Origin of the sequence: Thioalkalivibrio sp. ALE11, assembly GCF_000381205.1 — a bacterium.
In the GTDB taxonomy this organism is placed as follows: domain Bacteria; phylum Pseudomonadota; class Gammaproteobacteria; order Ectothiorhodospirales; family Ectothiorhodospiraceae; genus Thioalkalivibrio.
In genome coordinates, this window is sequence record NZ_KB906165.1 from 152,962 (window position 1) to 178,196 (window position 25,235).

A 25,235-nucleotide genomic window follows, 5' to 3' on the forward strand; every position below is an offset into this window, starting at 1 on the left:
CACCCCGGGGCACACTGGCAACACCCACCAAAGAAGGGAGTCATTATGGCAAGTGGACTGGCGAAGGCCGGCGTGGCCGTCGGTGTCGTGGTGCTGGGCGGAGCGGCCTGGGCGGGCGGTGACCGTCTGGTTCAGGCGCAGGCGCAGAACAGCCTGCAGGAGGCGCTCGACCGCTTCGAGGCGGATGCCGCGGCGGTGGACGAGTTCGACGTGATCCGGCTCGCATATGACCGGGATGCCGGGACGGTCGATTATCGCTTCCGCTACCGCCCGGAGTCCGACAACCCGCTGCACGAGCCGCTGGCGGAGCTGCAGGGCACGCCGGAGCCGAGCGTGAGTGCCAGTGGTCGCATGGAGGTCGAGGATTACGGCCTCGCCCGCTGGGTCAGCGGCCAGCCGTTCCGCGCGGCCGGCACGCTGCCGTGGGCCGAGGCGGTGGCGGCCGACCTGCCCGCACTGGAGCAGGATCACTGGGCCACGCTGGAGGTCGCTCATCGCCCCGGGGGCGACACCCGCATCCATCTGCAGGGCACCGGTTATGACGGCGATCTGCTGATGGCCGGCCAGCATCGCATCGGCGAGCTGTCCTGGGACGCCTGGGAGGCCTCCGCACAGATCGCGGGCGAGGCTGGTCTGCAGGCGCTGCACGCCGAGCTGCCCCGGGCCTGGGTCGGCGTGCCGGGCGAGGTGGATCTGCGGATCGACGGCCTGCGCATGCGCGGCGACAACCTGGTCATCGTCGACTCGCTGCTGGTGGAAGGCGATTCCGAACTCGCGCTGGACGGGATCGAGGGTGAGTTCGACGACGAGTCTTTCCGCATGCGCGACCTGCGTCTGGCGGGGGTGACCCGCGAGACCGACGGCCGTTCGCGCAGTGACCTGAGTCTGGAGCTGGGCGAGACCCGGGCGGAAGGCCTGACCGGTCTGCAGCAGTTCCGCGCCGAGCTGCATCTGGACCTCGATGCCGCCGCCGTCCGCGAGGCCGGGCGTCTGGGCCGCGAGGTCGAAGCCGGCCTGCACGCGCTGGAGGATGTGGACGCCCTGTATCAGCAGTGGCTGATGGATACCGCCTCGCACGGCGCCGCCCTGGAGCTGCGGGAACTGCGGGTGGTGGACGCCCGGGGCGATGCCCTGGACGGCAGCCTGACGCTGCGGGCCGGCGAGATCCCGCCAGCCGCCTGGCAGGGCCCGGGATTGCTGGAGTATCTGTCGGGTTCGCTGCAGGCGGGCGTGGACCGGGGGCTGATCCGCACCTCGGTGCGCGAGGACATGGCCCTGCGTGAGCCGCATCGGCCGGCGGCGGAGGTGGATCGCGAGGCCGAGGAAATCGTGGCCATGCTGATACAGGGCGCGCGCGAGTTCCCGCTGTTCACGGTGGAGGATGACCGGGTCCGGCTGGACGTCGAGGTCGCCGAGGGCATGATCGTGGTCGATGGCGAGCCGATGATGGCGGTCACCGACCTGATGATGCTGCTGCAGGGATAGCGGTCAGGCGATCTGGTATTTCTTCATGCGGTAGAGCAGGGTGTCGCGGGTCAGCCCCAGCAGGCGGGCGGCCCGCGACCGGTTGCCGGCGGTCTGTTCCAGGGCCTGGCGGATCAGGTCCATCTCCAGGCGCTCCAGGCTGAGCCCTCCCGGCGGGATCACGAACGGCCCGCCGGCCTGGTCCTGCGGGGTCTGCAGCCAGGCATCGGGCAGATCGCCCGGGTTGACCTCGGCACCGCTCATGAAGATTACGCAGCGCTCGACCAGGTTCTTCAGCTCGCGCACGTTGCCGGGCCAGGGCCACTGGCCGAGCCAGCGCAGCAGTGCGGGCGTGAACCGCGGCGGTTCCACGCCGTGGTGTTCCGCCAGTGTGACGCGAAAGTGTTCGGCCAGACGGCGCACGTCTCCCTGGCGGCTGCGCAGCGGCGGCATCTCCAGCGGCACCACCTGCAGGCGATAGTACAGGTCGGCGCGGAAACGCCCGTCGGCCACGCGCTGCTGCAGATCCTGGTGGGTCGCGGCGATCACGCGAACGTCGATCTGTTCCGCCTCGGCCGCACCCAGCGGCTGGCATTCCCCGTTTTCCAGAAAGCGCAGCAGCTTGGCCTGGGCCCCGGCCGGGAGTTCGGCGATCTCGTCGAGCAGCAGCGTGCCGCCATGTGCCTGGCGCACCAGCCCCGGTTGATGGTCGTTCGCGCCGGTGAAGGCCCCGCGGCGGTGGCCGAACAGCTCGGACTCGACCAGCTCTTCGGGCAGGGCCGCGCAGTTCACCGTGATCAGCGGTCCGTCCGGGCGCCGACTGCGGGCATGGATGTGGCGCGCCAGGTGTTCCTTGCCGGTTCCGCTCTCGCCCAGCACCAGTACCGTGGCATCGGTGGCCGCTACCATGCTGGCCTGACGCAGCACGGCCTGCAGCTCGGGCGAGCTCCCAACGAAATGTTCGGCGGTATTTTCGGCTGATTCGACCAACATCTCCTCCCGGCCGCCAGGCGCTTGCGGCATGACTGCATAGCCTGCCCCAGAGTCCGTGCCCGGGCAAGGGACTCCGTACGCGTCCGGTTCGCAACTGCGGCGTTTCACCCCTCCGCTGTGGCAAATCCCGCACCGGTCCCGGGGGCTGCCGTGTGTGCGTGGCGGTTCCGGCCACCTCCGGTGGTGCTCCCAATGGTGCTTCGGGCGCCGCAGTCCGCCATTCCGGTTTCCCGATCCTTGTTGGTGCCCGTACCTGGCCCCTACCTGGCCCGGTGCTTGCTGGCGAGTCGGTCGCACGACACCAATGACAAGAACAAGGACGGAGAGAAATCATGAAGCATTTGCATGGATTCCGGTGCCGCTGGATCCCCCTGGCGATCGCCGGTGCCGCGGCCGCGCCCGTGGCGGCCGAAGGGCCTTCTGCGCCGCAGGCCGGGGATCCGGCGCGGCTGGCCCCGGTGGTGGTAACGGTTCCCGCCATGGAGGGGCCCGGGCGGGTCAGTACCAATCCGCGCCAGCCCCGGCTTCCGTTGCCGGCGCATGATGGCGGGGCGTATCTGGCCTCCATCCCCGGATTCGTGACCAGCCGCAAGGGCGGTACCAGTGGCGATCCGGCCCTGCGAGGCCTGGGAGGCTCGCGACTGTCGCTGCTGCTGGACGACGATCCGGTGCTGGGCGGCTGCGGCGGGCGCATGGACCCGCCCACGGCGTATGCCTATCCGCAGGCCTTTGACCGCATCGAGGTGAGCAAGGGTCCGCAGAGCGTGCGGCACGGTGCCGTGTCGGGCGGTACGGTGCGTTTCGAGCGGGACGCGCCGGTGTTCACGGAGGCCGGGGAGGTCACCGGATTCGCGGGCCTGACCGTCGGGCGTTTCGATCGCACCGACCTGGTGGCGGACGTGGCGACCGGGTCCTCGGCGGGCTATCTGCGTGCCATCGGCACCTTCTCGGATCAGGACGATTACCGCGACGGCGATGGCAACGAGGTCCACTCGCGGTATTCCCGCTGGAGTGGCACCGGGATAGCCGGCTGGCGCCCTGACGAGCAGACCCTCATTGAGTTCACGTATGACCGTTCCGACGCCGAGGCCGCTTACGACGACCGTGGCATGGACGGCGTGCGCTTCGACCGCACCGGCTACAGCCTTGCGCTGACCCGCGATGATCTCGCGCCCTGGTTCGAGACCCTGGAGGCGCGGGTCTTCCGCAACGAGATCGACCATGTGATGGACAACTACACCCTGCGGGAGCCTCCGGGCATGCCCATGGTCAGCTACCCCGAACGCATCACCGAAGGGGCGCGGGTGGCCGGGGATTTCCGGCTGCCGCGGGACATGGCCCTGCACGCCGGGTTCGATTACAGCCGCAACCGCCACAGCGGGAACCGCCTGATGGGGCCGGACGCCTTCGGGTGGCGCGATGTCGCCCGCGAGGATACCGCGCGATTCCGCGACGCAGGGGTGTTCGGCGAACTCGAGATCCCGCTGGATGCGCGGCGCCGCGTGGTGAGCGGCCTGCGGGTTGACCGGACCCGGGCCGAGGCGCAGCGCGACGGCATTGGTGGCGCCAGCGACGGCGACCGCGAGCGTGCGACCGCCACCAGCGGTTTCCTGCGCTACGAACAGGAGCAGGCGCAGCGGCCGCTGGCCTGGCACGTCGGGATCGGACGTTCGGAGCGTGCGGCGGATTTCTGGGAACGCCGGCGGGTATTCGATCTGGATACCGAGGTCCTGACCCAGCTGGATGCGGGCATTGCCTGGAACGGGCCGCGCCTCCGTGCCTCGCTGTCCGGTTTCTACGGGGAGTTCGACGACTACATCCTGGTGGCGCAGCCCGGGGATCGCACGCGCAACGTGGATGCGCGGACCTGGGGCTTCGAAGCGGACGGCGCCTGGGAGATGACGTCGGCGTGGACCGTGAACGCGAGTGCCGCCTGGGTGCGCTCGCAGAACACCACGGACGACGTGCCCCTGGCGCAGACCCCGCCGGCGGAGGCGACGCTGGGTGCGGAGTATGCGTCGGGGAGGCATTTCGGCGGGCTGCAGGTCCGCGGCGTGATGCGTCAGGACCGCATCCACGAGGATCACGGTACGATCTACAGCCTGGACACCGGAGAGACCTCGGGCTTTGCCACCGTCGCGCTGTACGGCGGGGTGGAGCTGTTCGGGAACTCGCAGCTGACCGTGGGCGTGGACAACCTGTTCGATCGCACCTACAGCGAGCATATCCAGCGCGGCAGTGCCGAACTGGGAGCGGCCACCCGGCCGGTCAACGAACCCGGGCGTACCGTCTGGGCCCAGTGGAACGTGGAATTCTGAGAGAGGGAGACATAAGCAATGACCAACATCTCGCAATATCAACGCCCCGGGCGGCTGGCCCTGGCCGGTGCCGTATTCCTGGCACTGGCTGCCACCGGCGTGACGGCCGGAGAACATGCGCATGGCGCGGACGAGACTTTCGCCTGCGACTGTCCGGAGGGCCTGGAAATCGTGTCCGAGCCCTGGGTGCGCATGATGCCGCCGGGCATGGGCTCGACCGCGGCGTATCTGACCCTTGCCAACCATACCGACGAGGACATCGAGCTGGTCCGGGGTGAATCGCCGGTCGCCGGGGTCACCGAGCTGCACGACCACGTGCAGGATGACGCAGGCGTGATGCGCATGCGCGAGGTCGAGGCCATCACCATCCCGGCCGGCGGGAAGACCGCGCTGGAGCCGGGTGGCCTGCACGTGATGCTGATCGATCTGCATGAACCGCTGGAGCGGGATCAGCGTGTGTCGGTCACCCTGGAGACGGCCGCGGGCGAAACCGCGCGCTTCGAGGCCACGGTACGCGATGGTGGCGGGTCGCGTCATGGCCACGGATCCGGCCACCACGGGCACTGAGGATTGATCCAGATCGTTGTGACCCTCCGGGGGGTGCGGGCATACTCCATCCCGTATGTCCATTCACGGGGGGAGCATGAACGAGCATTCCGAGGGACGGGGCGAGGGCCGCGACCGTAACGGCCCGCAGGGCACCATGCTGTTTCAGCGCGGCGAACTGCCCGAGGCCCCGCCGGAGCCCGCCGGCACCGAGGTCGAGGAGAGTGACCTGCCGGTGCTGGTGGGGGTCGCCGAGCCGTTCAAGCAGCAACGCCTGCTCATGCGCCCCGGCCGCCATTCGCTGGGGCGTCAGTCCGACAACGACATCGTCCTGCAGGAGCCGAGCGTGTCCTCCCAGCACGCCTGGGTCATCAACGAGGACGGCGAATGCCGGGTGATGAACCTGCTCTCCACCAATGGCACCTGGGTCAACGGCGAGCGGGTGCACGAGGCCACGCTCCGTGAGGGCGACCGCGTGCGCTTCGGCGGGGCCGAATTCGTGTTTCATCACCGGGATCATGCCGGGGCCGGTCTGCCCCTGGCCGGCCGCCGTCCGCGCTGGCGGGCCTGGCTGGCGGGCGGTGCCGCGGTGCTGGTGGTGGCGGTGCTGGTACGGATCGGGCTGGAGGTCCTGGCCTGATTCATGCGGCGCTTCGGCCGGTACGAAGTAGGGGAGGAGCTGGGCCGCGGCGCGATGGCGACGGTCCATCAGGGGTATGACCCGCAGATCCGGCGGACCCTGGCCATCAAGATCCTGCATGACGACTACGCCTGCGATCCGGAATACCGCCAGCGCTTCCTGACCGAGGCCCGTGCCGCGGGTACGCTGACCCACCCGGGTATTGTCACGGTCTTCGACGTGGGCGAAGCCGAGGGCCGGCCGTTCATCGCCATGGAGCTGGTGGAGGGGCAGACGCTGGATGCCTACGCCGAACAGTTCCGTCCGCTGCTGCTGCGCAATTTTCTCAAGGTGGCGCAGCAGCTGGCCGAGGCGCTGGACTATGCTCACCGCCATGGCGTGATCCACCGGGACATCAAGCCGGAAAACATCCTCGTCACCAGTGCCACGGTCAACATCAAGGTGATGGATTTCGGCATTGCCGAGACTTTGTTCGACCCCGAATGGCGCGCCGAGGACCACACCGCGTCGGCCGGGACCCCCCATTACATGGCCCCCGAGCTGATCCGCGGCGGTGATGCCGACGGTCGCAGCGATCTGTGGTCGATGGGCGTGGTGCTGTACGAACTGCTCACCGGGCATCGGCCGTTTCTCGATGGCGAGGCCGGTCGGGTCCTGCAGCGGGTCCTGGAAGAGCCGGTGCCGGAACCACGGCCGATCATCCGCGACTGCCCGGAAGACCTGGTCGCGGTCGTGCGCCGGCTGCTGGAACGCGACCCGTCCCGGCGGTATCAGTCGGCCGCCGAGCTGCTGGTGGATCTGCAGCGCATCGAGGACGAGCGCGCCGAACGCGAACGCGCCGGTGCCGGGCGCCGCATCGTGCCCCTGCGCCTGCGCTGGACCGCGGTGATGGGGGCTCTGGTCGCGGTCACCCTGGCGGTGGGTGCCTTCCTGGTGCAGCAGAAACAGAACGAGGTGATGACCGACCTCGCTTTCGATTACGGCTCCACGCTCGCGGGCACCATCGCGGTGGAGAGCGCCGAGGATCTGCTGCTGGAGGATTCCATCGCGATGCAGGCGCGCCTGCGCGACATGCAGGCCAATCGCGAGATCGAACTGCTGTCCGTCAGCGATCGGCACGGACGTATCGTCGCCAGCTCCGATCCGGAGGCGCTGGGCGAGCCGCGCAACGAGCCGCCGGCCGAGGATCTTCTGCTCTCGCGCGACGGGCGCACGGTATGGTCCACCGCCGGTCCGGACGGCAACGAGGTGTTCCTGTTCGAGGCGCCGGTGCGGTTCCAGGATTTCGAACTCGGGCATCTGCAGGTCGCGCTCAGTACCTCTTCGCTGCAGGAAGCGGGGCGCACCACCATGATGGCGCTGCTCATGCTGACGGTGGTGACCGTGCTGGCGGTGCTGCTGGGCGTCTATGTCTTTGCCCGGCGCCTGCAGGTGCCGATGGAAACCCTGCGCGGCGCGCTGGACCAGATCGCTCAGGGGCGGCTGGATACCCGTATCCGGGTGCGGCGGCGGGACGACTTCGAACGCGTATTCTCCGCCTACAACGCCATGGCGGATTCGCTGGAAGCGCGGGTCAAGCGGGCGGCTGCGGACCCGGCGCCGTCGGGGCACAAGGACGATGCCTCCGCCACGCGGACCATGCCAGTGGCTCCACCGGAACGGCCGCCCGGCGCGGACCCGGGCGGCGACGAACGCAGCGGATAGTCCGCCGCGGTCCGGCCGGTTACTCCATGTTCTCCAGGCGCCGCTGCAGCTCGCGGGCGCGCAGGCGATAGCCTTCCGCCGCGTCGAAGTCGGGGTCGAGCTCGAGCGCGGCATCCCACAGCTCAATGGCCCGCTCGAGTTCCTGGTTGCGGTAGTGGACGATCGCGGCGGAGTGCAGGGTCTCCGCTTCCGCGCGCCGCAGACGCGCCAGTTCGGTTCGTGCCGGTTCGCGCCCGGGTTCCGCCTCGAGTGCGCGTTCCAGCCAGTCCCTGGCCGCGTCCGCGTCGTCCCGGTCTCGCGCATCCAGGCCGCGCCGTTCGTAATGGGCCGCCGCGGCCTCCCGTTCCAGCGGGTCGAGCCAGTCGTCCCAGGCCTCCCCGGGGGCGGCCTCCCGGGCGGCCCGTGCGGTCTCGTAGGCCGCTTCGTGACGCCCGGCGTCGAGGTCGGCGCGGATGGTCATGCGGTAGGACTCCCCGCGTTCGCCCGAGCCGTCTTCCGCGCCTGCGTCCAGGGCCTGCAGCTGCTCGTCGAGAGCGGGGGTGACACCGGGCTCGCCGGCGTCCTGCGGGTCGGCGGGCGGGGGAACCCGCAGCTGCTGACCGACGGTCAGGTGTTCCGGCCGCCGGATGTCGTTGAGCCGCGCCAGGATCAGGAACTGCGTGGCGTCGCCGGTGTAGCGCCTGGCGATCAGACCCAGGGTCTCCCCTGCCTCCACGGTATGCCGGGTCTCGCCGTCGGCGAGCAGCGTTTCCGGGTCCTCCTTGAGCTGACGTTGCAGCGAGCGCGCGGTGGGGTCCTCCGGGCGGGATTCCCGGAACTGCTCCAGCATGGCCTCCGCCCGATCCCATTCGCCCCCCTGCAGCCGGTTCAGGATGGCCGCAAGGGTCGGCGGCGAGGTGCGTTCTTCGTCCGACCGGGGCGCTTCCCGCGGTTCATCCGTCGCTTGCGGGTCCCGGGTCGGTTCCGGATCTGCGTCCGGTTTCTGTTCCAGCAGTGCACAGCCGCCCGTCAAGGACAGGAGGGACAGCAGTAACAGCGCGCGGACGAAACGGGAGGGGGGCATCGGGCGATCCATTATGTGAACGGCTTCACTTTTTGTGCAGTATACGGGTTCGGTGATTTCCGCTCATCCGCCGCCGACCGGCCAGAACAGGATCGCCAGCACCGCCAGCAGGATGATCCCGCCCAGCAGCGTCGACGGCACCAGCGACCCGCCCCGATGGCGCAGGCGGTCGAAGCCCCGGGGGGCGCCACTGCGCCAGGCGGCCACGGCGATGTTGTCGCCGCGCGGGCCCCCGCGCCTGGCGGCTACCCGCACCGCCTCGTCGAGCCCGCGGGACAGGTCATCGGACACCAGCAGGCCCGCCATCTCCGCCGGCTCGATCTGTTCCCAGAAACCGTCGGTGCACAGCAGGAACGCGGAGTCCGGATGGCGTTTCGCGTGTCCGTGGTCCAGGCGCAGGCCTCCGGGCATGCCCAGCGCCGCGAGCAGGTGGTTCTGATCCGGGTGGGTGGCCATCTCCTGCTCGCGGATCATTCCGGCCTCGAACAGCTCCTGCACCCGCGAGTGGTCGCGGGTGCGTTCGATCAGGCGCGTGCCACGGAAATGCAGCAGGCGGCTGTCGCCGCAGTGCACCCACCACGCACCGGACTCATCGACGAACAGCACCACCAGGGTAGTCCCGGGCGGGGCGGTGTCGTCGGTGATTTCCGCGCGCAGGGCGTCGTGGGCCGCGCGGGCAACGGTTTCCAGCCAGCTGGCCGGACGCGTGGGCATGCCGTTGCACTGCTCCCAGTGCGCCTCGATGGTGGCGATGGCGGTATGCGAGGCCCAGGCCCCGGCCGCGTGGCCGCCCATGCCGTCGGCGACGGCCAGCAGTGCGCGGCGACCGTCGTCGGAGACCCGGACGGTGACGGCATCCTGCTGTTCGGGGCGCGCCCCGATGTCGCTGGCGGAGGCGGTTTCCATGTCGAGTCCGGCGGGAGGGATGAAGACCCTGCCATGATGCCGGTTTCGGGGATTGCGGGACACCCCCGGGCGGGAGAGTACGAAACGGATGACACGGCCCCGGTGGCATCCGGGGCCGCGGAGGATCCGGACGGATCCGGGCGGGGTCAGTCGCTGCGGTGGATCTTGTCGGCGTTCATCTCGCGGCTCCACGGCAGGCCGGAGTTCTGCCAGCCGTTCTTCAGGCGGAAGCCGGCGCGTTCGCCTTCGCTGATGGCGTCGCCCTGGAAGCCGTTGACCACGTAACGGGCGTTGGGAAAGCCGTTCTCGCGCAGGAATGCCGCGCTGGGCTCTCCGCGTTCGCTGCCGGAGCGGCACATGGTGATGATCGTGGCGTCGCGGTTCAGACCGCGCTCTTCCAGCGCCGCGTCGATCTGGTCGACGAAGTCGGGGTTACGCGAGGGGTTGAAGCGGTTCTTCTCGTCATCCCAGTCGTGGCGGTCCACCAGCAGGAAGGGGATGTTGAGATCGACCTCGTCGGTGAAGCCCACGAACATGATCTCGACCGGGTCGCGGACATCGATGAACAGGATGTCATCGCCGTCTTCCTGCACCAGGTTGTAGGTCGCCTGCGGCGAGATCCCGAATTCGTGGACGTCGTCGGCCACGGCGGTGGCGGGCAGGGCGAGGGCCAGGCCCAGAGTCAGGGCGCCGAGGGTACGCTGCATGCTTCTCTCCAGTATTTATTAGGGAATCCTAATATACATGCAGCGCCGTGATCCCGGGAAAATGACCCGGCCCCCGAGGGGGTATGAGGCCGGGGCGGATCAGCCGGTCGCCCCCAGCCAGAATTCGATGGAACGCCCGAGGAATTCCTCGGAGGTCATGTAATGCGAGCCGTCGCAGGAGAAGGTCAGGCTGACCATGCCGTTGAACAGGTTGAGCGACGCGGAACGCAGATACACGGTGTCGTCGGCGAAACGCAGGGTCCGCAGGCCGTCCAGCACCCGGCCGATGTCCCGTTGCGGGATCAGTGCCTCCTCCGGGTAGGGCTCGTGGGGGAAGGCCAGACAGACATCCGGGTCGGCCAGCGACTCGTGGGTCAGGATGCGGTAGCGGTACGGATCCTCGGTGGTCCACAGGGTCGCGCGCGAGCTGGAGAAGTGGAACACGCCCTGGAACACGCCCCGCTCGGTGAACAGTTCCTCCAGGATGGCCAGCGCGGTGTCCATGTTGCGGTCCATCAGGCTTTCGGTGCGGCTCTGCTGGAACAGCGTGCCGCGGATCGACGGGTCGCCCTTGATCTGACGCCACTCGCTGGATTCCTCGTACAGGTCTTCCGACAGGTCCGGCAGGTTGCGCAGGTCGAAGTCCGCGCCGAGGAAACCCAGGGCCCGGCCGTTGTCGTCGCGGACAAGCTGCAGGGCGGTCAGCGACGGGCGCCGCCCCAGCAGGCTGATATAGGCCTCGGACAGCAGGAAACCGTCGGCCGGCACGGCCTCCTTCATGTATGGCCGCTGCGAGCGGTCGCGGCCGAAGTGCTCGGGCAGCACGCCGCTGCGGGAGATGTTATCGGACAGCTGGATCCCGCGGGTGTTGAGCGCGTACATGAATGTGGCCTCGGGGATCCGCCGGATCCCGTCCTCCAGGATCGAGTCCAGTTCCTCGCGCCGGGGCCAGGCCGGCACCAGGCGCGCCGCGATCCCGCTCAGCGGCTCATGCAGCCGCTCTTCCAGGTACTCCCGCTGGTGCTCGATGGCCTGTTTCAGTTCGTTCATGGTGCGTTTCCGATTCCTTTTGGTGCGCGCGCATTATCCCCGAACCGGGTTTTCACAGTCGTGACCGGCTCTCCCGAGCATGCACCGGTTTTGTCAGCAGGATTCGTGCCCGCTGTCAGCTCCGCGGGTCTTTCCGCCGGCGCGAGCGCCGCCACAGCCAGGCGCCCCCGATTACGGCGGCCAGCAGCAGGGCCGCGGCCGCGGGCCAGACATGCTCCGGCGAGCTCAGATAATGCAGCAGGGAATGGCCGTCGCCATGACCATGCCCGGGGTGTGCAAGCGCCGAGCTGGCGGCCAGGGCCAGGGGGACAAGAGTGAGGCGACTGAGGCTCATGATCGGTCTCCTGTTGCGGCGTAAACGGGCCGGACAACGATAGCGCGTGCGGGAGCGGCTTTCAGCAGATGCGCGGGAGCTGTTCTCCGGCCGGAAGGACCAGCCGGCGCTCCACGCCGGTCGGCAGACGCCGGATCACCGCCGGATCGCCGGCCGCGGCCCGGCCGATGGCGACCGCGTCCCGGGTCTCGGGAACGGATCGCAGGATCGCCAGTGCCTGCTCGGCGTGATCCGCCGGGACGGACGCGAGGAACCGCCCCTCGCAGGCCGAGTGCAGCGGGTCCAGCCCGAGGATCTCGCAGGCCCCGCGTACGTCTTCGCGTACGGGGATGGCCGCATCGTCCAGCACCAGGCGGCAGCCGGAGGCCTCGGCCAGCTCCTGCAGCGCGGCCAGCGTGCCGCCGCGGGTGGGGTCGCGCAGCGCATGCACGGGCACGCCGGCGTCCAGCAGGGCCGCCACGCCCGCGGCCACCGACGCGCTGTCGCTGGGAACCGGCGGCTCGAGGCCGAGGTTCTCGCGGGCGGCGAGGATGGCCACGCCATGGCGCCCGAGATCGCCGCTGGCCAGCAGCACGTCGCCCGGCCGGATCGCGCTCGGTTCGATGCCAACCCCGTCCGGGACCACGCCCGCGCCGCTCGTGTTGATGTAGACCCCGTCACCATGCCCGGCCTCGACTACCTTGGTGTCGCCGGCCACCACCTGCACACCACATTCTTCGGCGGCCGCGCCTACGGAGGCGAGGACGCGGCGCAGGTCCTCCAGCGGGAGTCCTTCTTCGAGGATCAGCCCCAGCGTCAGCCACAGCGGTCGTGCCCCGGCCATCGCCAGGTCGTTGACCGTGCCGTGCACCGCGAGGCGGCCGATGTCGCCGCCGGGAAAGAACAGCGGCCGCACCACGAAGCTGTCGGTGGTCATGGCCAGGCGCCCGCCCGGCGCATCGAACACGGCGGCATCGGGCGCGCCGCAGGCGCGGGCGCCTAGGGCCGGCAGGATCACCTCGTCCAGCAGCTTCGCCTGCAGCCGGCCCCCGCCGCCGTGCGCCAGCCGCACGACCTCGGTGGTCATGTCTCGCCCCGGTAGTGGAGGTAGGCCGCGCAGGCCCCCTCGGAGGAGACCATCGGCGCCCCCAGGGGGTGATCCGGGGTGCATTCGCGGCCGAAGGCCGGACAGTCGGTGGGTCGACTCAGCCCGCGTAGCACCTGGCCGGCGATACAGGGACCGTCTCCTCCGGATTCGGTCCCGGCCAGTTCGAAGCGCTTCAGGGCATCGAAGCGCGCGTATTCCGGACGCAGGCCCAGCCCGCTGGCGGGCAGGCGGCCCATCCCGCGCCACTCGCGTTCCACCGGCTCGAACACGCGGGTGACCGCATCGCGCGCGGCGGCGTTGCCGTCATCGCGGGCGGCGCGGTCGTAGCGGTTCTCCACCCGCGCTTCGCCGCGTTCCAGCTGCTCCACGCAGGCCCGAATCCCGGCCAGCAGGTCCACCGGCTCGAAGCCGGTCACCACGATCGGGACCCGGAAGCGTTCGGCGATCGTCCGGTAGACGGTTGCACCTTCCACCGTGCAGACGTGTCCGGCGGCCAGAAAGCCCTGGATGCGACTGTCCGGATCGGTGAGCAGGGCCTCCATCGCCGGCGGTACCAGCGAGTGCGAGACGAGCAGCGACAGGTTGGACAGCCCCAGGGCCTCGGCCTGCAGCACCGCGAGCGCGGCGGCCGGGGCGGTGGTCTCGAAGCCGACCGCCAGCAGCACCACCTCGCGCTCCGGGTGTTCGCGCGCCAGGGCGACCGCATCCAGCGGCGAGTAGATCACGCGCACCTCCCCGCCGGCCGCGCGCGCGGCGTTCAGGTCGCCCAGCGCGCCGGGTACCCGCAGCATGTCGCCGAAGGTGCACAGCATCACCTCGGGGCGGCGGGTCAGCAGCACGGCCCGGTCCAGGGTCTCGGTGGGCGTCACGCAGACCGGGCAGCCGGGCCCGTGGAGCAGCTCGACCGAGTCGGCCAGCAGCTCGTCCAGCCCGTGGCGCAGGATCGCGTGGGTCTGGCCGCCGCAGACCTCCATCAGCGTCCAGCGCCGGGTGCAGGCCGCGCGGATCGCCTCGACCTGCTGCAGGATCAGCGCCGGGTCGCGGTATTCGTCGAGGTGCTTCACGGACCCTCCGGAGCGGACGGATCGTGCCCGGGGATCTCGCGCAGGGCGGCCAGGGTGCGTTCGGCGGCCGCCTCGTCGACGGTGGCGATCGCGATGCCGGCGTGCACCAGCACGTAGTCGCCGGGCCCGGCCTCCGGCGTACAGGCCAGCGACACCGTGCGCGCAACCCCGCCGAAGGCCACGCGGGCCTGGCGGAACAGCGGATCGTCCGCTTCCTCCACATGGTCGATGCGGCCGGGGATGGCCAGGCACATGGTCTCAGTCTCCGTCGGTGGTTCGCACGGGCGAGGTCGCCCGTCTTGCAATCACGGCCTGGCCGGTCGCCAGCCCGCCGTCGCCGGGCGGGATGCGCTGCGGCCAGAGCGGGCGGAAACCGGCCGCCCGCAGGGCGTCCACGCATTGTTGCAGCAACCACCGATTCTGGAAGCATCCGCCGGTCAATGCCACGGTTTCCCGGTTATTGGCGCGGGCCGCCGCGACCGCGAATCCCGCGAGCGCCCGGTGCAGCCGCGTGGCCATGCGTGCGGGCGCGTCCACCGGCCGCGCCGCGCGTTCCGCGAGCAGGGCATCGACCAGCGGGGCCCAGTCGCCCTGCCAGGGTGCAAGGTCGGTATCCAGCGGGATCGCGTCTGTATCGCCGTACTTTGCACCATTGTCTGCGGGCCCGGCTGCCTCCGCGGCTTCCTGCACGCGCAGCGCGGCCTGGCCTTCGTAGCCGGCGGCGATGCGCAGGCCGCTGAGTGCCGCGACCGCATCGAACAGCCTTCCCGCACTGGAGGTCACCGGGGCGTTGATCCCCCGGTCCAGGCAGGCGAGCAGCGGCTGCCATTCCGCTGCGGTGAACAGGGCGCGCGCGGGACTGGCCTCGAGGGTCGCGCGATCGCCGTGGTACCGGGCATGCAGCAGACCCAGGAGCGCGCGCCGCGGTTCGCGCATCGCGGCCTCGCCTCCGGGCAGGCGGAACGGTCGCAGATGCCCGCTGCGGCGCCAGCTGCCGTCACGGTCGAGACTCAGGCACTCGCCGCCCCACAGCGTACCGTCGTCGCCCAGCCCGGCCCCGTCCCACACCAGGGACAGCGCCGGTTCGCGCACGCCGTGCTCCGCGAGGGCCGCCACCGCATGGGCGTGATGATGCTGTACCCGCGTGAGCGGCAGGTCCCGGGTTTCGGCCAGGCGTGTGGACGCGTAATCCGGGTGTCGGTCGCAGGCGATCCGTTCGATGTCCACCCCGCAGAGTTCCCCCAGCGCCCGGGCCTCGCCGTTCAGCCGCTGCAATGCCGCATCGCTTTCCAGGTCGCCGACATGGGCGCCGACCACCACTTCGTTCGCGAGCGCCAGGACGGGCGCTGCCTTGAGCTGTCCGCCCAGCGCCAGGGTGACCGGCGCGGGCGCAACCGCGGGCTCCCCCGCAGGCAGTGGCACACGCGTTGGCATGCAGCCGCGCCCCAGTCGCAGGCACTGGGGTTCGCCGGCGGCGACCTGGAACACGGAGTCGTCCAGCGCCCGTGCGACCGGCCGGTCGTGATCCAGGATCGCGTCCGCGATATCGCCCAGCCGGGCAACCGCCTCGTCGCCTTCCACGCACAGGGGCTCGCCGCTGCGGTTCCCGGAAGTGCAGACCACCGGTTCGCCGAAGTCGTCCAGGAGCAGGAGGTGCAGCGGGGTGGACGGGCGCATCAGTCCGCGACGTCCGAGGCCCGGGGCGACCTCTTCGGCCAGCGGCGCCTCCGGCCGGCCCTCGACCAGCACGATGGGGGCCTCGGGGGATTCCAGCAGCGCCTGCTCGAGCTCGTCGATGCGGGCGAGCGATGCCGGTTCGGCCCGGCCCGGCAGCATGACCGCCAGCGGCTTTTCCGGCCGCTGCTTGCGCCGGCGCAGCCGCGCGACCGCATCCGGTCGGGTGGCATCCACCAGCAGCTGGAAGCCGCCCGTGCCCTTGAGGGCCAGAATGCCCCCTTCGCGCAGGATGTCCACCCCCGCGCGCAGGGCGGCGTCGCCGGTGCTCCGCGCGTCCCCGTCCGGCGTGCGCAGCGTGAGTTGCGGGCCGCACTCCGGACAGGCCATGGCCTCCGCGTGGAAGCGCCGGTCCTCCGGGTCCTCGAATTCGCGGAGACACGCCGGACACAGGGCAAACCCGGCGAGCGTGGTCCGCGCCCGCTCCCAGGGCAGGCCGGTCGTGATGCTCCAGCGCGGTCCACAGTCGGCACAGGCGGTGAACGGATAGCGGAAGCGCCGCGCAGCCGAATCACGGATTTCGGCCCGACACGCCGGGCAGGGCGCGCGGTCGGGGGCCAGTGCGGGAGCGCCCCCGCCGGCGGCATGATGGGTGCGGACGTAAAAATCCGCATCCCCGAGCGGCGGAATCGTGGTGGCGGTGATCAGGTCCACGCGTGCGGCCGGCGGGCCGTCCTCGTCCAGGGAACGGCGGAACGACTTCAGTGCCGTCTGCGGCCCTTCGATCTCGATCACGACCCCTTCCGCGGTGTTCGCGACCGCTCCCGTCAGCCCCAGCCGATGCGCCTGACGGGCGACGAACGGCCGGAACCCGACGCCCTGGACCCGGCCCGCGACGATCAGGCGCCAGCGCGCACGAGCGCGATCGTTCACACCACGTCCAGGTTCCGCAGCAGGATCTGCTGGGCTTCGGGGTGGGTGTCGTCGTCCGAGGTCTCCACCTCCAGTTCGGCGCCCTCGGCCACTGTGCCGCGGGTGCCGTCCTCGAAATGCTCGCGGAAATGCTCCGGCGTGATATGCGACAGCGCCCCCAGCCACACCCGGACCCGGGTCACGCGCTCGGCGTTGTTGTCGGCCGCCACCTGCTCGATCTTGCGCAGCAAGTCGGCCATCAGCGAATGTTCGTGCATGGTTCAGTGTCTCCCCGCCGTGGTTGCCTTAAGGTAGACTGATCACTCCCAATAATAATGGCTGCAGGGAGGCGGCATGGAAAAGGAAAACGCCTGGAAACCGTCGATGTTTCCCTGGGTCTCGACGTCCTCTCCATACCGTTCGCCGCGGATGTCATCCGGCATGTTCGACGGGTAGGGGCGGCGGATACCCACTGAACGGAGCCCGACATCCATGCAGATCCATATCGACACCCCCGACCTGATGACCCGCGTGCGGCTCGAATCGCGCTGGCGCGCGGCCGGTGCCGAAGTGACCGGCAGCGGCGAGCCCGCAGCCCCCGACCTGATCGTGATCGACCTGGGTGCACGGGACGTCGGGAGTGTGTCGACCTGGCGTGAACGCTGTCCGGATGCCGCCATCCTCGCCTTTGGCCCGCATGTGGAAGGGAGCATGCTCAAGGCCGCGCGTGAGGCCGGAGCCGACGAGGTGGTGGTGCGCGGCAAGGTCGCCGACCGCGTGGCGAAAAAGATCGCCGACGACACGGCATAGTGCGACGGGGGCGGCGGGCGCGAGGTTTACGTTCCCGGCGGGCGGGCCTACGCTCGAAAGACCCGCATCCGCGTAGCGAGGTGACGTGATGGCTCCGGACGAGCAGGCAGCCCCCGACGTCGAGGATCGACTGGCACTGTTCACCGATCTCTACGAGCTCAGCATGCTGCAGGCCTATTTCGAGGAAGGCCTGCACGATTCCGCCGTGTTCACGCTGTTCGTGCGCCGGGTGCCCGAACGGCGCAACTACCTCCTCGCCTGCGGCCTGGATACGGTCCTGGAACAGCTGGAGGGGCTGCGCTTCTCCCGGGCGGACCTCGACTACCTCGCCGGTCTCGACCGGTTTTCCGATTGCTTTCTGCAGTGGCTGGAGTCCTTCCGCTTTACCGGCGAGGTCCGCGCCGTGCAGGAAGGGACGCCGGTCTTTGCCAACGAGCCGATCCTCGAGGTCCGCGCGCCATTGCCCGAGGCCCAGCTGGTGGAAACCCTGATCATGAATCAGATCCACCTGCAGACGGTACAGGCGACCAAGGCCGCGCGCCTGGTGACCGCGGCGCAGGGCCGCGACGTGGTGGATTTCGGCGCGCGCCGCATGCACGGGCTGGATGCCGCGGTGAAGGGGGCACGTGCCTTCCACGTCGCCGGGGTGGCCAGCACCTCCAACGTCCTCGCCGGCAAACGCTACGGGATCCCGGTCAGCGGCACCATGGCCCACAGCTACATCCAGGCGCATGACGACGAGGCCGCCGCCTTCGCCGCCTTCGCAGGACTGTATCCGGAGACCGTGCTGCTGGTGGACACCTACGACACCCTCGCGGGGGTGCGCCAGGTGATCGATCTGGCTCGCCGGCTCGGCGACCGCTTTCGGGTCCGGGCCATCCGTCTGGACTCGGGTGATCTGGGCCAGCTGGCACGCGATGCGCGTGCGATGCTGGACGCGGCGGGCCTGGAACGGGTCGGGATCTTCGCCAGCGGCGGGCTGGATGAACACGTGGTCGCCGGGTTGCTGGCCGCGGGTGCCCCCATCGATGCGTTCGGCGTCGGCACCAGCATGGGCATCTCCACCGACGTGCCGGATCTCGACATCGCCTACAAGCTGGCGGAATACGCCGGCGAGGGGCGGCTCAAGCTCTCCAGCGGCAAGCCCATTCTGCCGGGCGGCAAGCAGATCTTCCGTCGCCGGGACGGGGCGCATTTCAGCGGCGACACCATCGCCCGCGAGGACGAGTCGCTCCCCGGCGAACCGCTGCTGCAGCCGGTGATGCGCGAGGGCCGGCGTCTGTCCGGGCATGTACGGGATCTCGCTGCCCTGCGGGAACACGCGCGCCAGCAGCTGCAGTCCCTGCCCCCGGAAATCCGGGGGATCGAACCGGCGGCCGGGCCTTACCCGGTCGCCGTGAGTGACGCACTGCAGTCGCATCAGGCCGCGGTGACGCGTGCCATCCGGGCGCGCCACGCGGAGTGAAGCCATGAACGTTCGGAGTTCGCCATGAACCTTGATCCCGGAACCCTGCTGCAGCCCGGCGATGCCCTCCTGGTCGTGGACGTGCAGAACGACTTCTGTCCCGGCGGGGCGCTCGCCATCGACGATGGTGACGCCGTGGTCCCGGTGCTCAACCGCTGGCTGAAAGCGGCCGGCGAACTCGGCCTTCCGGTCTACGCCTCGCGCGACTGGCATCCGCGGGAACACCCGAGTTTCGCGGCGCAGGGCGGCCCGTGGCCGCCGCACTGCCTGCAGGATTCCCCCGGAGCCCGGTTCCACCCCGCTCTGGCCTTGCCGGAGGACGCCATACGGGTGACCAAGGGCGTGCGTTTCGACCGGGACCAGTACTCCGCCTTCGACGGTACCGGCCTCGCGGTCGCGCTGCGCAACCGGGGCGTGGGTCGCATCTGGGTCGGCGGTCTGGCCCAGGACGTGTGTGTGGCCGCCACGGCGGTGGATGCCCGCAAGGAGGGCTTCGCCGTGCACTTGATCCCCGATGCGACCCGCCCGGTGACGGCCGAAGGCGGCCGCGAGGCCCTGCAACGCATGGCCGAAGCCGGCGTGGAGATCCCGGACCATGAGTGAGACCGAACCGCGGCAGATGCCGGTCGAGCTGATCCCGCTGGAGGCCTCGGTGCGTCTTGCGGACGAACTCGCCCGGGAGATCCGCACGAGCGGGTTCCGACCGGATACCGTCGTTGCCATCGCCCGCGGCGGGTTCCTGCCGGCCCGTTTCCTGTGCGATTTCCTGCACGTGCACAGGCTGTTCAGCGTGAAGGTGGAGCACTACACCGCAGGCGCCCGCGAGCAGCAGCAGGCCGCCGTGACCGCGCCGCTGTCGGGCGACATCGCGGGCCGCCGGGTCCTGCTGGTGGACGACGTGAACGACAGCGGCGACACCCTGCAGGCCGCGCGTGCGCACGTCGCCGAGGGTGCGCCGGAGGCGGTGCGCATCGCCGTGCTGCACCAAAAGGACACTACCGGCTGCGCGGCCGATTTTGTCGGCCAGCGGGTGGAGCGGTGGCGCTGGATCCTCTACTCGTGGGCGGTGATCGAGGACGCCGGCCAGTTCGCGCGCCAGATGGAGCCGGCCCCGGCAACGGCCGCGGAGCTGGATGCGCGTCTGCGCCAGGACTACGGGCTGGCCCTGGACGCCACCGAGCTGGACCGGGTCATTCGCTTCAACGAGCTTCCGGTGTCCTCCTGAAGGCGGATTGTCCCGCGAGCGCCGTGGTGTCCGCGGTCAGGCCGGGGCCACGCCGCGAGAGGCCGACAGCGCGCGCAGGCGGCGGCGCTGCATCTTGAGGCGATACTCCAGCTCCTTGAATCGGGTGCGCAGTTCCGTGCGCAGCCAGCGGTCGTTCAGGGCCTCGCGTCCGGCCCGCATGTTGTCCGCCTGCACCTGCTGCCACTGGTTCACCGTATCGCGGAAGTGCTGGTATTCGCGTTCCACGGTCGCGCGCCAGGTGTCGTGCACCGGCCCGGCCGCATCGGAGTTCAGCAGGCGGCGGAACTCGGTGTGCAGCCGCGCGCGCAGGATCTTGAAGCGCGGCGTCCAGCGCCGGTCATGCACCAGCCCCGTCCACGCCAGCAGGTTGATCAGCCACTTCGAGGGGTCGTACTGCCACCAGCGCACGCCGTTGCGGTAGTCGCCCTGAAAGGCATGGTGGAAGTTGTGGTACCCCTCGCCCCAGGTGAGCAACGCGACCAGGCCGTTGTCCACGGCGGTATTCTCGTCACTGTAGGGGCGCCATCCCCACCAGTGCGCCAGGGAGTTGATAAAGAACGTGAAATGGTGACTGAGCACCAGCCGCAGCACGCCCGCCAGCAGCAGCATGCCGATCACGTCCCCGAACACCAGCCCCAGCAGCAAGGGCAACCCCAGGTTCAGCCCCCACACCAGGGTCCAGTAGTGGCGGTGCTGCCACATCACCACCGGATCCTTCGTCAGGTCCTTCGCGCGTGAATAATCGGCCCGGCTGGCGGGCCAGTTGCGCAGCATCCATCCCATGTGGGCGTGCCAGAAGCCGCGCTTGATGGAATGCGGGTCGCGTTCCACGTCATCCACGTAGCCATGATGCACGCGGTGCCGGGCACTCCAGTTGTAGATACTGTTCTGCAGCGCCAGCGCCCCGCAAAGCGCCAGAATCACGCGCAGCGGGCCGCGCGCCTTGAAGCTGCGATGCGCCCACAGCCGGTGATAGCCCACGGTAATCCCCAGGCCGCCGAGCACCATGAAGATCCCGAAAAAGGCCCAGGCCGCGCCACTGAAGCCCTGCGTCAGGCCCCACCAAGGGACCAGCGTGAGGGCGGCCAGATTGCTCGCCAGAAAGAAGATCGCGGTGGTCCGGGCAATCGGCGGGGTCGGTTCGGACATCGAAAGATACCTGCTGACGATCGGGGCAAGCGCCAATGCTTGCCCCTTCATGTTCGTTCAGACCACGTTGCGAGCAAAAAATGCCCGACGGGGCGTAAAACCTGCAGGGCCCAGGGGGGCCGGCGGTCAGATCTGCCACTTGACCGGCGCTCGGGGGTCGGGCTCATAGGCGAAGTAGGTGCCGGTGCGGACGGTCCGCTCGAGGTGTTCGCCGAGCGCTGCATGGTGCTCGGCGATTCGATCGAGGGCGTAACGCAGTGACCGGGTTGCACTGGTTCGTGCCCGTTCCACGCCATCTCCCACCGTTCGGGCGCGGTCGTTCAGGCCCACGCCGCGGCGCAGCTCGTTGATCAGAAACTCGCGGTCGGCGCGGGCCAGTTCTGCCCGGTGAAGGTCGTTGTTGGCCTCGGCCTCTTCGATATCCGCTTCCGTTTCGGCGAGTCGTTGCCGATAGGCTTCGCGCGCCTTCGAGTCGAACACCTCCAGTCCCGCCTGGGCATCGATGTGCAGATCTTCCGCAGGGGGCTCGACCGGCAGTGCCCCGCGTTCGGCAGACACCAGGTCGAGGACGTGGAACTCGCGACCGGGTTCTGCCAGCAGGCGCTCCAGATAGCGCATGCCCTTGAGGTCCTTAAGGCGCACGGTGGTGCCGGCGTACGTCACCGTTCGCATCTCCGCCTCCCGGCTGAAGATGCAGCGTTCGGGCTCGGGTTTTATCCCCGCAGGCTCCTCTGGCGCCCGTTCGCGTGCGAGTTCGGCCCAGGGAGTGGCGTTGAGGTCCCGGAATGCGCTACAGGCGGCCTCGAACTCCTGCTCTGCTGCCCCGCGGTCGTCTGCTGCGCGATAGGCTTCGGCCAGTTCGATGCGCAGGGTTGCTGCATCAAAGGGCATTCGCAGCGAGACCCATTCAGTGACGGCGCTACTCAACAGCCGGATGGCTTCTGCGGTTTGCCCGTCGTGGAGCGCCAGACGCCCCCGGGCCGCGACGGCCGCGTTGCGCAGTGTGTGGCTTTGATAGGCCTCCGCGGTGGTCTCCAGATCCGCTGCGGCGGCGCGCGCCACATCCGCACGCCCGGCGGCCAGTGCGATCACCACCTCGGCATCGCGCAAGGGGGCCCGCCGCAGGGCGCCGGTAGGCGGGCGCTCTTTCGAGGGGATGTCGAAAGGATGTTCGAGTGCGTTCTCGATCATCGAGAAGGCTTCCTCGGTGCGCCCCTGGGCCAGCCGCAGCCACGCAAGCCCCGGCTGGGGAAGCCAGGCGTTCTGGTAGGCAGCCATGAACGCCTCTTCGGCCCCGGCGAAATCGCCCTTGCGCAGGCGCGCGTTGCCCAGTTCAGTGAGAGGCCAGCCGTACTCGCGGCGCATCCAGGGTCGCAGCTCTTCGCATGCGAGCAACGCCTCCTGTTCGGCCGCATCGCAGGGTCCCCGCAGGCGCATGATCTCCGCCTGGTGGACCCGGCAACGCCCGCCAAGGCCCCCGAACGCAGCACCCTGGCGCCAGCGTTCCATGGCTTCGGTCCACTGTTCGGCACGATCGTGCTGCCCGATCCATTGCATCGCACAGATGACCTCGCACCACATCTGTCCGGAGGTCAGGGGATCGAGATTGCCGGCGCTCAGCTCAACGGCCACATCGTCCAGCGCACTCAGCCCTTCGTCGACTGCGCCATCATGGATGCGGACTCTGGCGTGGGCTACCTGTCCGATGATTGCCGGGGCCTTCAGGCCGTGCCTGCGCCCCCCTTCCATCGCCTTTCGCGCCCAGTGCCCGGTCCCCGGCATGTCGCCGCACATCAGACGTTCGTAGGTTCTTACCGCAGCGATCCACGCCCGGACCGGGTTGTCCGGTGCATCCGCGACCAGGCGGTCTGCCCGAGACAGCCAGGCGCGCACGGGTGCCATCAGGCCCGAATCCATCATCAGATACATGCCCACGTTTACGGCGGCCCGGGCCGCCTCGCAGGGCTCATCGTTCTCGAGATGAAGGCGGTACAGGTCGCCATACGCGGCCAGAGTCCCTTCCAGGTCTCCGTCTCCATATGCCGCCATGGCCCGGAGTTCCAGCAGCTCCGACGAAGGCGGGAGGGTGAGGTCGTCAATCAGCTCGCGCGCCCGGGCAAAGTCACCGGCGTCGAGGGCCGCGCGTACCTGTATCAGATCTGGATCCGCCATCTCTCACTTCTACTTGTCCGTCTCGTGACAGGAAATGTCACGCCTTCCGTGTGGATGCTCGATGCATCTGTTCCGTTTTAACCAGAGCATAGGGAGTAGTTGTCATGTCCGAAACCGAAACGCTTTACGACCGGCTCGGTGGCCAGGCCGGAATCGACAAGCTCGTAAACCGCATTGTCGAGCTTCACCTTCAGAACCAGACGGTGGGTCCCCGGTACTGGGCACTCGACGACGATCAGGTGGACCATGCACGGGAAAAGGTCAAGGAGTTCCTCGCGGCCGGATCGGGCGGACCGGTGGAGTACACCGGGCGATCCATGCTGGAGACACATACCGGCATGAACGTCAGCGTGGACGAATTCGTGGCGGTACTCGACGACATCGTGCAGGCCATGCAGGAGATGGATTATCCGCGTCCGGTCTGCGACGAAGTACTCGGTATTTCCTACTCCCTGAAGGAGGAGATCGTCCACAAGTAGACCAGCCTCGGGCAGCCCTTTTCGCCAGACGCAAAAATGGAAACGGGGCCGGGTCTCTCGTCGTATCCGGCCCCTTTCTTCTCACGGACCCGGATAGACCTCGCGAATGAACTCCCCCGGGTCGGAGAGTGCGGCCCACTTCTGTCGCCACGGAAAAATGCGTGTCTGCCGTCCGGGCGCAACCAGCACAGGCCTTTGAGTGCAGAAAGGAGTCAAACGCGGACGAGCCGCATCAGGGACTCGAAGCGATAGACGGCCGAACGGCGGCCAGCAGCCTCGCGCACCGGCTGCAGAAGGCCTTCTTCAAGAAGTACACGGGTGAAGCGCGCGGCGGTTTGTCGGGGAATTCCCGCGGACTGTGTGAAGTGGCTGTTGCGAAAGACCGGCCAGGTGAACAGGTAGTCGAGTGCGAGGACGGAATACCGGGAACCGAGGACATCGGCAAAACGGACTTTCATTTCCTCGTAGTGATCGCGAATGGAGCGGGCCACGTCCGTGTTCCTCCGGGCCTGTTCACGCACGGCGTCCAGAAAGAAGCAGCACCATTCCTCCCAGTGGCCGCTGGCCGATACCTCGCGTAACCGGGCAACATACTCGTCCTTTTGTTCTTCGAAGTAGCGACTCACATAGAAATGTGGCGCGGATATGGCTCCTCCGTGCCACAACATCAGCGTGATCAGCATCCGTCCCACGCGGCCGTTGCCGTCCTTGAACGGGTGCAGGGCCTCGAACTCCGCGTGCGCCAGCGCGGTGCGGAGCAACAGCGGTACATCGTCGCTGGCTATGAACGCGAACAGCGTCTGCATGCCGCTGACCAGCTGTTCGGGTGTCGCGGGAACGAAACGGGCCTCCCGGCTGCCGCGTTCACCGACGTAATTCTGCTCCGTCTTGTACTGGCCGGGGGATTTCTCCGCCCCCCGCCCGAACGAGAGTAGCTGTTGGTGGATGCTGCGAATCAGGCCCTCGGAGAGCGGGTAGCCGTCTTCGAGCTGTGCCTGGGCCGTATTGAGGGCCCGTCGGTACAGGGCCGTTTCGACAACGTCGGATCGGTACAGTCCGGTGGCCCCGGTCTCGTTTTCGTCCTGTTCCGCTTCCAGCTCCAGAATCTCGTCGAGCGTGCTGATGGTGCCTTCCATGCGCGAGGAGATCACGGCCTCCTGGCTGCGTAGCGGGGCCAGGAAGATTTCGCTGTTATGGATGTTCTGCAGGGTCTGGTCGTAGCGCGCCAGCGCATCGGTTGCGGCCAGCAACAACGGCATGAGACGGCTGTAATCGAGCGGGCGGGGCGGGAAGTCACCGGTGTGGTAATGCACGGCGCGAGTACAGTCGATGTTCATGTCGCCCACGCTCGTTTGTGATTAACCAATGACTGGATTTGAGCAACAAAGGGCCTTGTCGTCAACAAGAAGACCCCAACAGGATTTGCGTTCAATAATGGCCGGATTATTGATC

At 69.0% G+C, this 25,235-nt stretch carries 24 protein-coding genes; 10 read left to right on the plus strand and 14 right to left on the minus strand.

The annotated features are described in order from the left end of the window. Positions 1-45 precede the first annotated feature (45 nt). Complete coding sequence (locus F620_RS0102845) at positions 46-1,485, plus strand: DUF945 family protein (RefSeq protein ID WP_019569377.1); 1,440 nt, start codon at positions 46-48, stop codon at positions 1,483-1,485. Between the two features lie 3 nt (positions 1,486-1,488). On the opposite strand, the gene F620_RS0102850 is transcribed toward F620_RS0102845, so the two are convergent. Further along, complete coding sequence (locus F620_RS0102850) at positions 1,489-2,457, minus strand: sigma-54-dependent Fis family transcriptional regulator (protein ID WP_019022591.1); 969 nt, start codon at positions 2,455-2,457, stop codon at positions 1,489-1,491. Positions 2,458-2,789: 332 nt separating this feature from the next. On the opposite strand from F620_RS0102850, the gene F620_RS0102855 reads away from it, so the two are divergent. The 4 genes from F620_RS0102855 (at position 2,790) to F620_RS0102870 (ending at position 7,665) form a co-directional block, all read left to right on the plus strand. Beyond that, on the plus strand, positions 2,790-4,775 hold the full coding sequence (locus tag F620_RS0102855) for a TonB-dependent copper receptor (protein ID WP_019569378.1): 1,986 nt from the start codon (positions 2,790-2,792) through the stop codon (positions 4,773-4,775). Positions 4,776-4,793: 18 nt separating this feature from the next. Then, positions 4,794-5,342, plus strand: coding sequence for a copper chaperone PCu(A)C (locus F620_RS0102860; protein ID WP_019569379.1), 549 nt, complete (start codon positions 4,794-4,796; stop codon positions 5,340-5,342). A gap of 76 nt (positions 5,343-5,418) precedes the next feature. Then, entirely contained in the window at positions 5,419-5,961 is a 543-nt protein-coding gene (locus F620_RS0102865; RefSeq protein WP_018868827.1) for an FHA domain-containing protein, read from the plus strand. A 3-nt stretch (positions 5,962-5,964) separates the two neighbouring features. Beyond that, positions 5,965-7,665, plus strand: a complete 1,701-nt coding sequence (locus tag F620_RS0102870; RefSeq protein WP_019569380.1) for a serine/threonine-protein kinase — start codon at positions 5,965-5,967, stop codon at positions 7,663-7,665. Positions 7,666-7,684: 19 nt separating this feature from the next. Here the strand turns inward: F620_RS0102870 and F620_RS0102875 are convergent, their stop codons facing one another. The 10 genes from F620_RS0102875 to F620_RS0102920 form a co-directional block, all read right to left on the minus strand. After that, on the minus strand, positions 7,685-8,728 hold the full coding sequence (locus tag F620_RS0102875; RefSeq protein ID WP_026331292.1) for a LysM peptidoglycan-binding domain-containing protein: 1,044 nt from the start codon (positions 8,726-8,728) through the stop codon (positions 7,685-7,687). A 63-nt stretch (positions 8,729-8,791) separates the two neighbouring features. Then, positions 8,792-9,634 (minus strand): PP2C family serine/threonine-protein phosphatase, encoded by an 843-nt coding sequence (locus F620_RS0102880; RefSeq protein WP_019569382.1) that lies wholly within the window; start codon positions 9,632-9,634, stop codon positions 8,792-8,794. Positions 9,635-9,780: 146 nt separating this feature from the next. Then, the gene (locus F620_RS0102885; protein ID WP_019569383.1) at positions 9,781-10,341 is read right to left on the minus strand and encodes a rhodanese-like domain-containing protein; all 561 of its coding nucleotides are present in this window, start codon (positions 10,339-10,341) and stop codon (positions 9,781-9,783) included. Between the two features lie 99 nt (positions 10,342-10,440). Further along, a complete protein-coding gene (locus F620_RS0102890) occupies positions 10,441-11,391 on the minus strand; it encodes a PDC sensor domain-containing protein (RefSeq protein WP_018868822.1) in 951 nt (316 codons plus the stop codon). A gap of 115 nt (positions 11,392-11,506) precedes the next feature. Further along, the gene (locus tag F620_RS0102895; protein WP_018868821.1) at positions 11,507-11,725 is read right to left on the minus strand and encodes a hypothetical protein; all 219 of its coding nucleotides are present in this window, start codon (positions 11,723-11,725) and stop codon (positions 11,507-11,509) included. Positions 11,726-11,786: 61 nt separating this feature from the next. Beyond that, positions 11,787-12,791 carry a hydrogenase expression/formation protein HypE gene (hypE, locus tag F620_RS0102900; RefSeq protein WP_019569384.1) on the minus strand — a complete coding sequence of 335 codons (1,005 nt, stop codon included), beginning with the start codon at positions 12,789-12,791 and terminating at the stop codon, positions 11,787-11,789. Further along, entirely contained in the window at positions 12,788-13,876 is a 1,089-nt protein-coding gene (hypD, locus tag F620_RS0102905) for a hydrogenase formation protein HypD (protein ID WP_019569385.1), read from the minus strand. The genes hypE and hypD overlap by 4 nt, the downstream gene beginning before the upstream one ends. After that, entirely contained in the window at positions 13,873-14,130 is a 258-nt protein-coding gene (locus F620_RS0102910; protein ID WP_019022601.1) for a HypC/HybG/HupF family hydrogenase formation chaperone, read from the minus strand. The genes hypD and F620_RS0102910 overlap by 4 nt, the downstream gene beginning before the upstream one ends. Positions 14,131-14,134: 4 nt before the next feature. Next, entirely contained in the window at positions 14,135-16,483 is a 2,349-nt protein-coding gene (gene hypF, locus F620_RS0102915; protein WP_019569386.1) for a carbamoyltransferase HypF, read from the minus strand. Further along, positions 16,480-16,740, minus strand: a complete 261-nt coding sequence (locus tag F620_RS0102920; protein WP_019022603.1) for a hydrogenase maturation nickel metallochaperone HypA — start codon at positions 16,738-16,740, stop codon at positions 16,480-16,482. Before F620_RS0102920 ends, hypF begins: the two co-directional genes overlap by 4 nt. A gap of 214 nt (positions 16,741-16,954) precedes the next feature. On the opposite strand from F620_RS0102920, the gene F620_RS0102930 reads away from it, so the two are divergent. From F620_RS0102930 to F620_RS0102945, 4 genes are all read left to right on the plus strand, one after another. After that, the gene (locus F620_RS0102930; RefSeq protein WP_018868813.1) at positions 16,955-17,272 is read left to right on the plus strand and encodes a hypothetical protein; all 318 of its coding nucleotides are present in this window, start codon (positions 16,955-16,957) and stop codon (positions 17,270-17,272) included. Positions 17,273-17,360: 88 nt separating this feature from the next. Beyond that, positions 17,361-18,737, plus strand: coding sequence for a nicotinate phosphoribosyltransferase (locus F620_RS0102935; RefSeq protein ID WP_019569388.1), 1,377 nt, complete (start codon positions 17,361-17,363; stop codon positions 18,735-18,737). Positions 18,738-18,761: 24 nt separating this feature from the next. Next, complete coding sequence (locus F620_RS0102940) at positions 18,762-19,340, plus strand: nicotinamidase (protein ID WP_019569389.1); 579 nt, start codon at positions 18,762-18,764, stop codon at positions 19,338-19,340. Then, a complete protein-coding gene (locus tag F620_RS0102945) occupies positions 19,333-19,962 on the plus strand; it encodes a phosphoribosyltransferase (protein ID WP_019569390.1) in 630 nt (209 codons plus the stop codon). The genes F620_RS0102940 and F620_RS0102945 overlap by 8 nt, the downstream gene beginning before the upstream one ends. Positions 19,963-19,998: 36 nt before the next feature. Here F620_RS0102945 and F620_RS0102950 read toward each other — a convergent pair whose 3' ends face one another. After that, positions 19,999-21,132, minus strand: a complete 1,134-nt coding sequence (locus tag F620_RS0102950) for an acyl-CoA desaturase (protein ID WP_019569391.1) — start codon at positions 21,130-21,132, stop codon at positions 19,999-20,001. Between the two features lie 126 nt (positions 21,133-21,258). Next, positions 21,259-23,304, minus strand: coding sequence for a hypothetical protein (locus F620_RS0102955; RefSeq protein ID WP_019569392.1), 2,046 nt, complete (start codon positions 23,302-23,304; stop codon positions 21,259-21,261). A gap of 104 nt (positions 23,305-23,408) precedes the next feature. Here F620_RS0102955 and F620_RS0102960 point away from each other — a divergent pair, with 104 nt between their 5' ends. Next, positions 23,409-23,783 (plus strand): group 1 truncated hemoglobin, encoded by a 375-nt coding sequence (locus tag F620_RS0102960; protein WP_018868810.1) that lies wholly within the window; start codon positions 23,409-23,411, stop codon positions 23,781-23,783. Positions 23,784-23,995: 212 nt separating this feature from the next. Here F620_RS0102960 and F620_RS0102965 read toward each other — a convergent pair whose 3' ends face one another. Next, on the minus strand, positions 23,996-25,120 hold the full coding sequence (locus F620_RS0102965; protein ID WP_019569393.1) for a Fic family protein: 1,125 nt from the start codon (positions 25,118-25,120) through the stop codon (positions 23,996-23,998). Positions 25,121-25,235 lie beyond the last annotated feature (115 nt).

What these genes read in the sequence shown, in the direction of transcription:
- F620_RS0102845 (WP_019569377.1), top strand. Translation starts at nt 46, where the DNA reads ATGGCAAGTGGACTGGCGAAGGCCGGCGTGGCCGTCGGTGTCGTGGTG.
- F620_RS0102850 (WP_019022591.1), bottom strand. Translation starts at nt 2,457, where the DNA reads ATGTTGGTCGAATCAGCCGAAAATACCGCCGAACATTTCGTTGGGAGC.
- F620_RS0102855 (WP_019569378.1), top strand. Translation starts at nt 2,790, where the DNA reads ATGAAGCATTTGCATGGATTCCGGTGCCGCTGGATCCCCCTGGCGATC.
- F620_RS0102860 (WP_019569379.1), top strand. Translation starts at nt 4,794, where the DNA reads ATGACCAACATCTCGCAATATCAACGCCCCGGGCGGCTGGCCCTGGCC.
- F620_RS0102865 (WP_018868827.1), top strand. Translation starts at nt 5,419, where the DNA reads ATGAACGAGCATTCCGAGGGACGGGGCGAGGGCCGCGACCGTAACGGC.
- F620_RS0102870 (WP_019569380.1), top strand. Translation starts at nt 5,965, where the DNA reads ATGCGGCGCTTCGGCCGGTACGAAGTAGGGGAGGAGCTGGGCCGCGGC.
- F620_RS0102875 (WP_026331292.1), bottom strand. Translation starts at nt 8,728, where the DNA reads ATGCCCCCCTCCCGTTTCGTCCGCGCGCTGTTACTGCTGTCCCTCCTG.
- F620_RS0102880 (WP_019569382.1), bottom strand. Translation starts at nt 9,634, where the DNA reads ATGGAAACCGCCTCCGCCAGCGACATCGGGGCGCGCCCCGAACAGCAG.
- F620_RS0102885 (WP_019569383.1), bottom strand. Translation starts at nt 10,341, where the DNA reads ATGCAGCGTACCCTCGGCGCCCTGACTCTGGGCCTGGCCCTCGCCCTG.
- F620_RS0102890 (WP_018868822.1), bottom strand. Translation starts at nt 11,391, where the DNA reads ATGAACGAACTGAAACAGGCCATCGAGCACCAGCGGGAGTACCTGGAA.
- F620_RS0102895 (WP_018868821.1), bottom strand. Translation starts at nt 11,725, where the DNA reads ATGAGCCTCAGTCGCCTCACTCTTGTCCCCCTGGCCCTGGCCGCCAGC.
- hypE (WP_019569384.1), bottom strand. Translation starts at nt 12,791, where the DNA reads ATGACCACCGAGGTCGTGCGGCTGGCGCACGGCGGCGGGGGCCGGCTG.
- F620_RS0102910 (WP_019022601.1), bottom strand. Translation starts at nt 14,130, where the DNA reads ATGTGCCTGGCCATCCCCGGCCGCATCGACCATGTGGAGGAAGCGGAC.
- F620_RS0102920 (WP_019022603.1), bottom strand. Translation starts at nt 16,740, where the DNA reads ATGCACGAACATTCGCTGATGGCCGACTTGCTGCGCAAGATCGAGCAG.
- F620_RS0102930 (WP_018868813.1), top strand. Translation starts at nt 16,955, where the DNA reads ATGCAGATCCATATCGACACCCCCGACCTGATGACCCGCGTGCGGCTC.
- F620_RS0102935 (WP_019569388.1), top strand. Translation starts at nt 17,361, where the DNA reads ATGGCTCCGGACGAGCAGGCAGCCCCCGACGTCGAGGATCGACTGGCA.
- F620_RS0102940 (WP_019569389.1), top strand. Translation starts at nt 18,762, where the DNA reads ATGAACCTTGATCCCGGAACCCTGCTGCAGCCCGGCGATGCCCTCCTG.
- F620_RS0102945 (WP_019569390.1), top strand. Translation starts at nt 19,333, where the DNA reads ATGAGTGAGACCGAACCGCGGCAGATGCCGGTCGAGCTGATCCCGCTG.
- F620_RS0102950 (WP_019569391.1), bottom strand. Translation starts at nt 21,132, where the DNA reads ATGTCCGAACCGACCCCGCCGATTGCCCGGACCACCGCGATCTTCTTT.
- F620_RS0102955 (WP_019569392.1), bottom strand. Translation starts at nt 23,304, where the DNA reads ATGGCGGATCCAGATCTGATACAGGTACGCGCGGCCCTCGACGCCGGT.
- F620_RS0102960 (WP_018868810.1), top strand. Translation starts at nt 23,409, where the DNA reads ATGTCCGAAACCGAAACGCTTTACGACCGGCTCGGTGGCCAGGCCGGA.
- F620_RS0102965 (WP_019569393.1), bottom strand. Translation starts at nt 25,120, where the DNA reads ATGAACATCGACTGTACTCGCGCCGTGCATTACCACACCGGTGACTTC.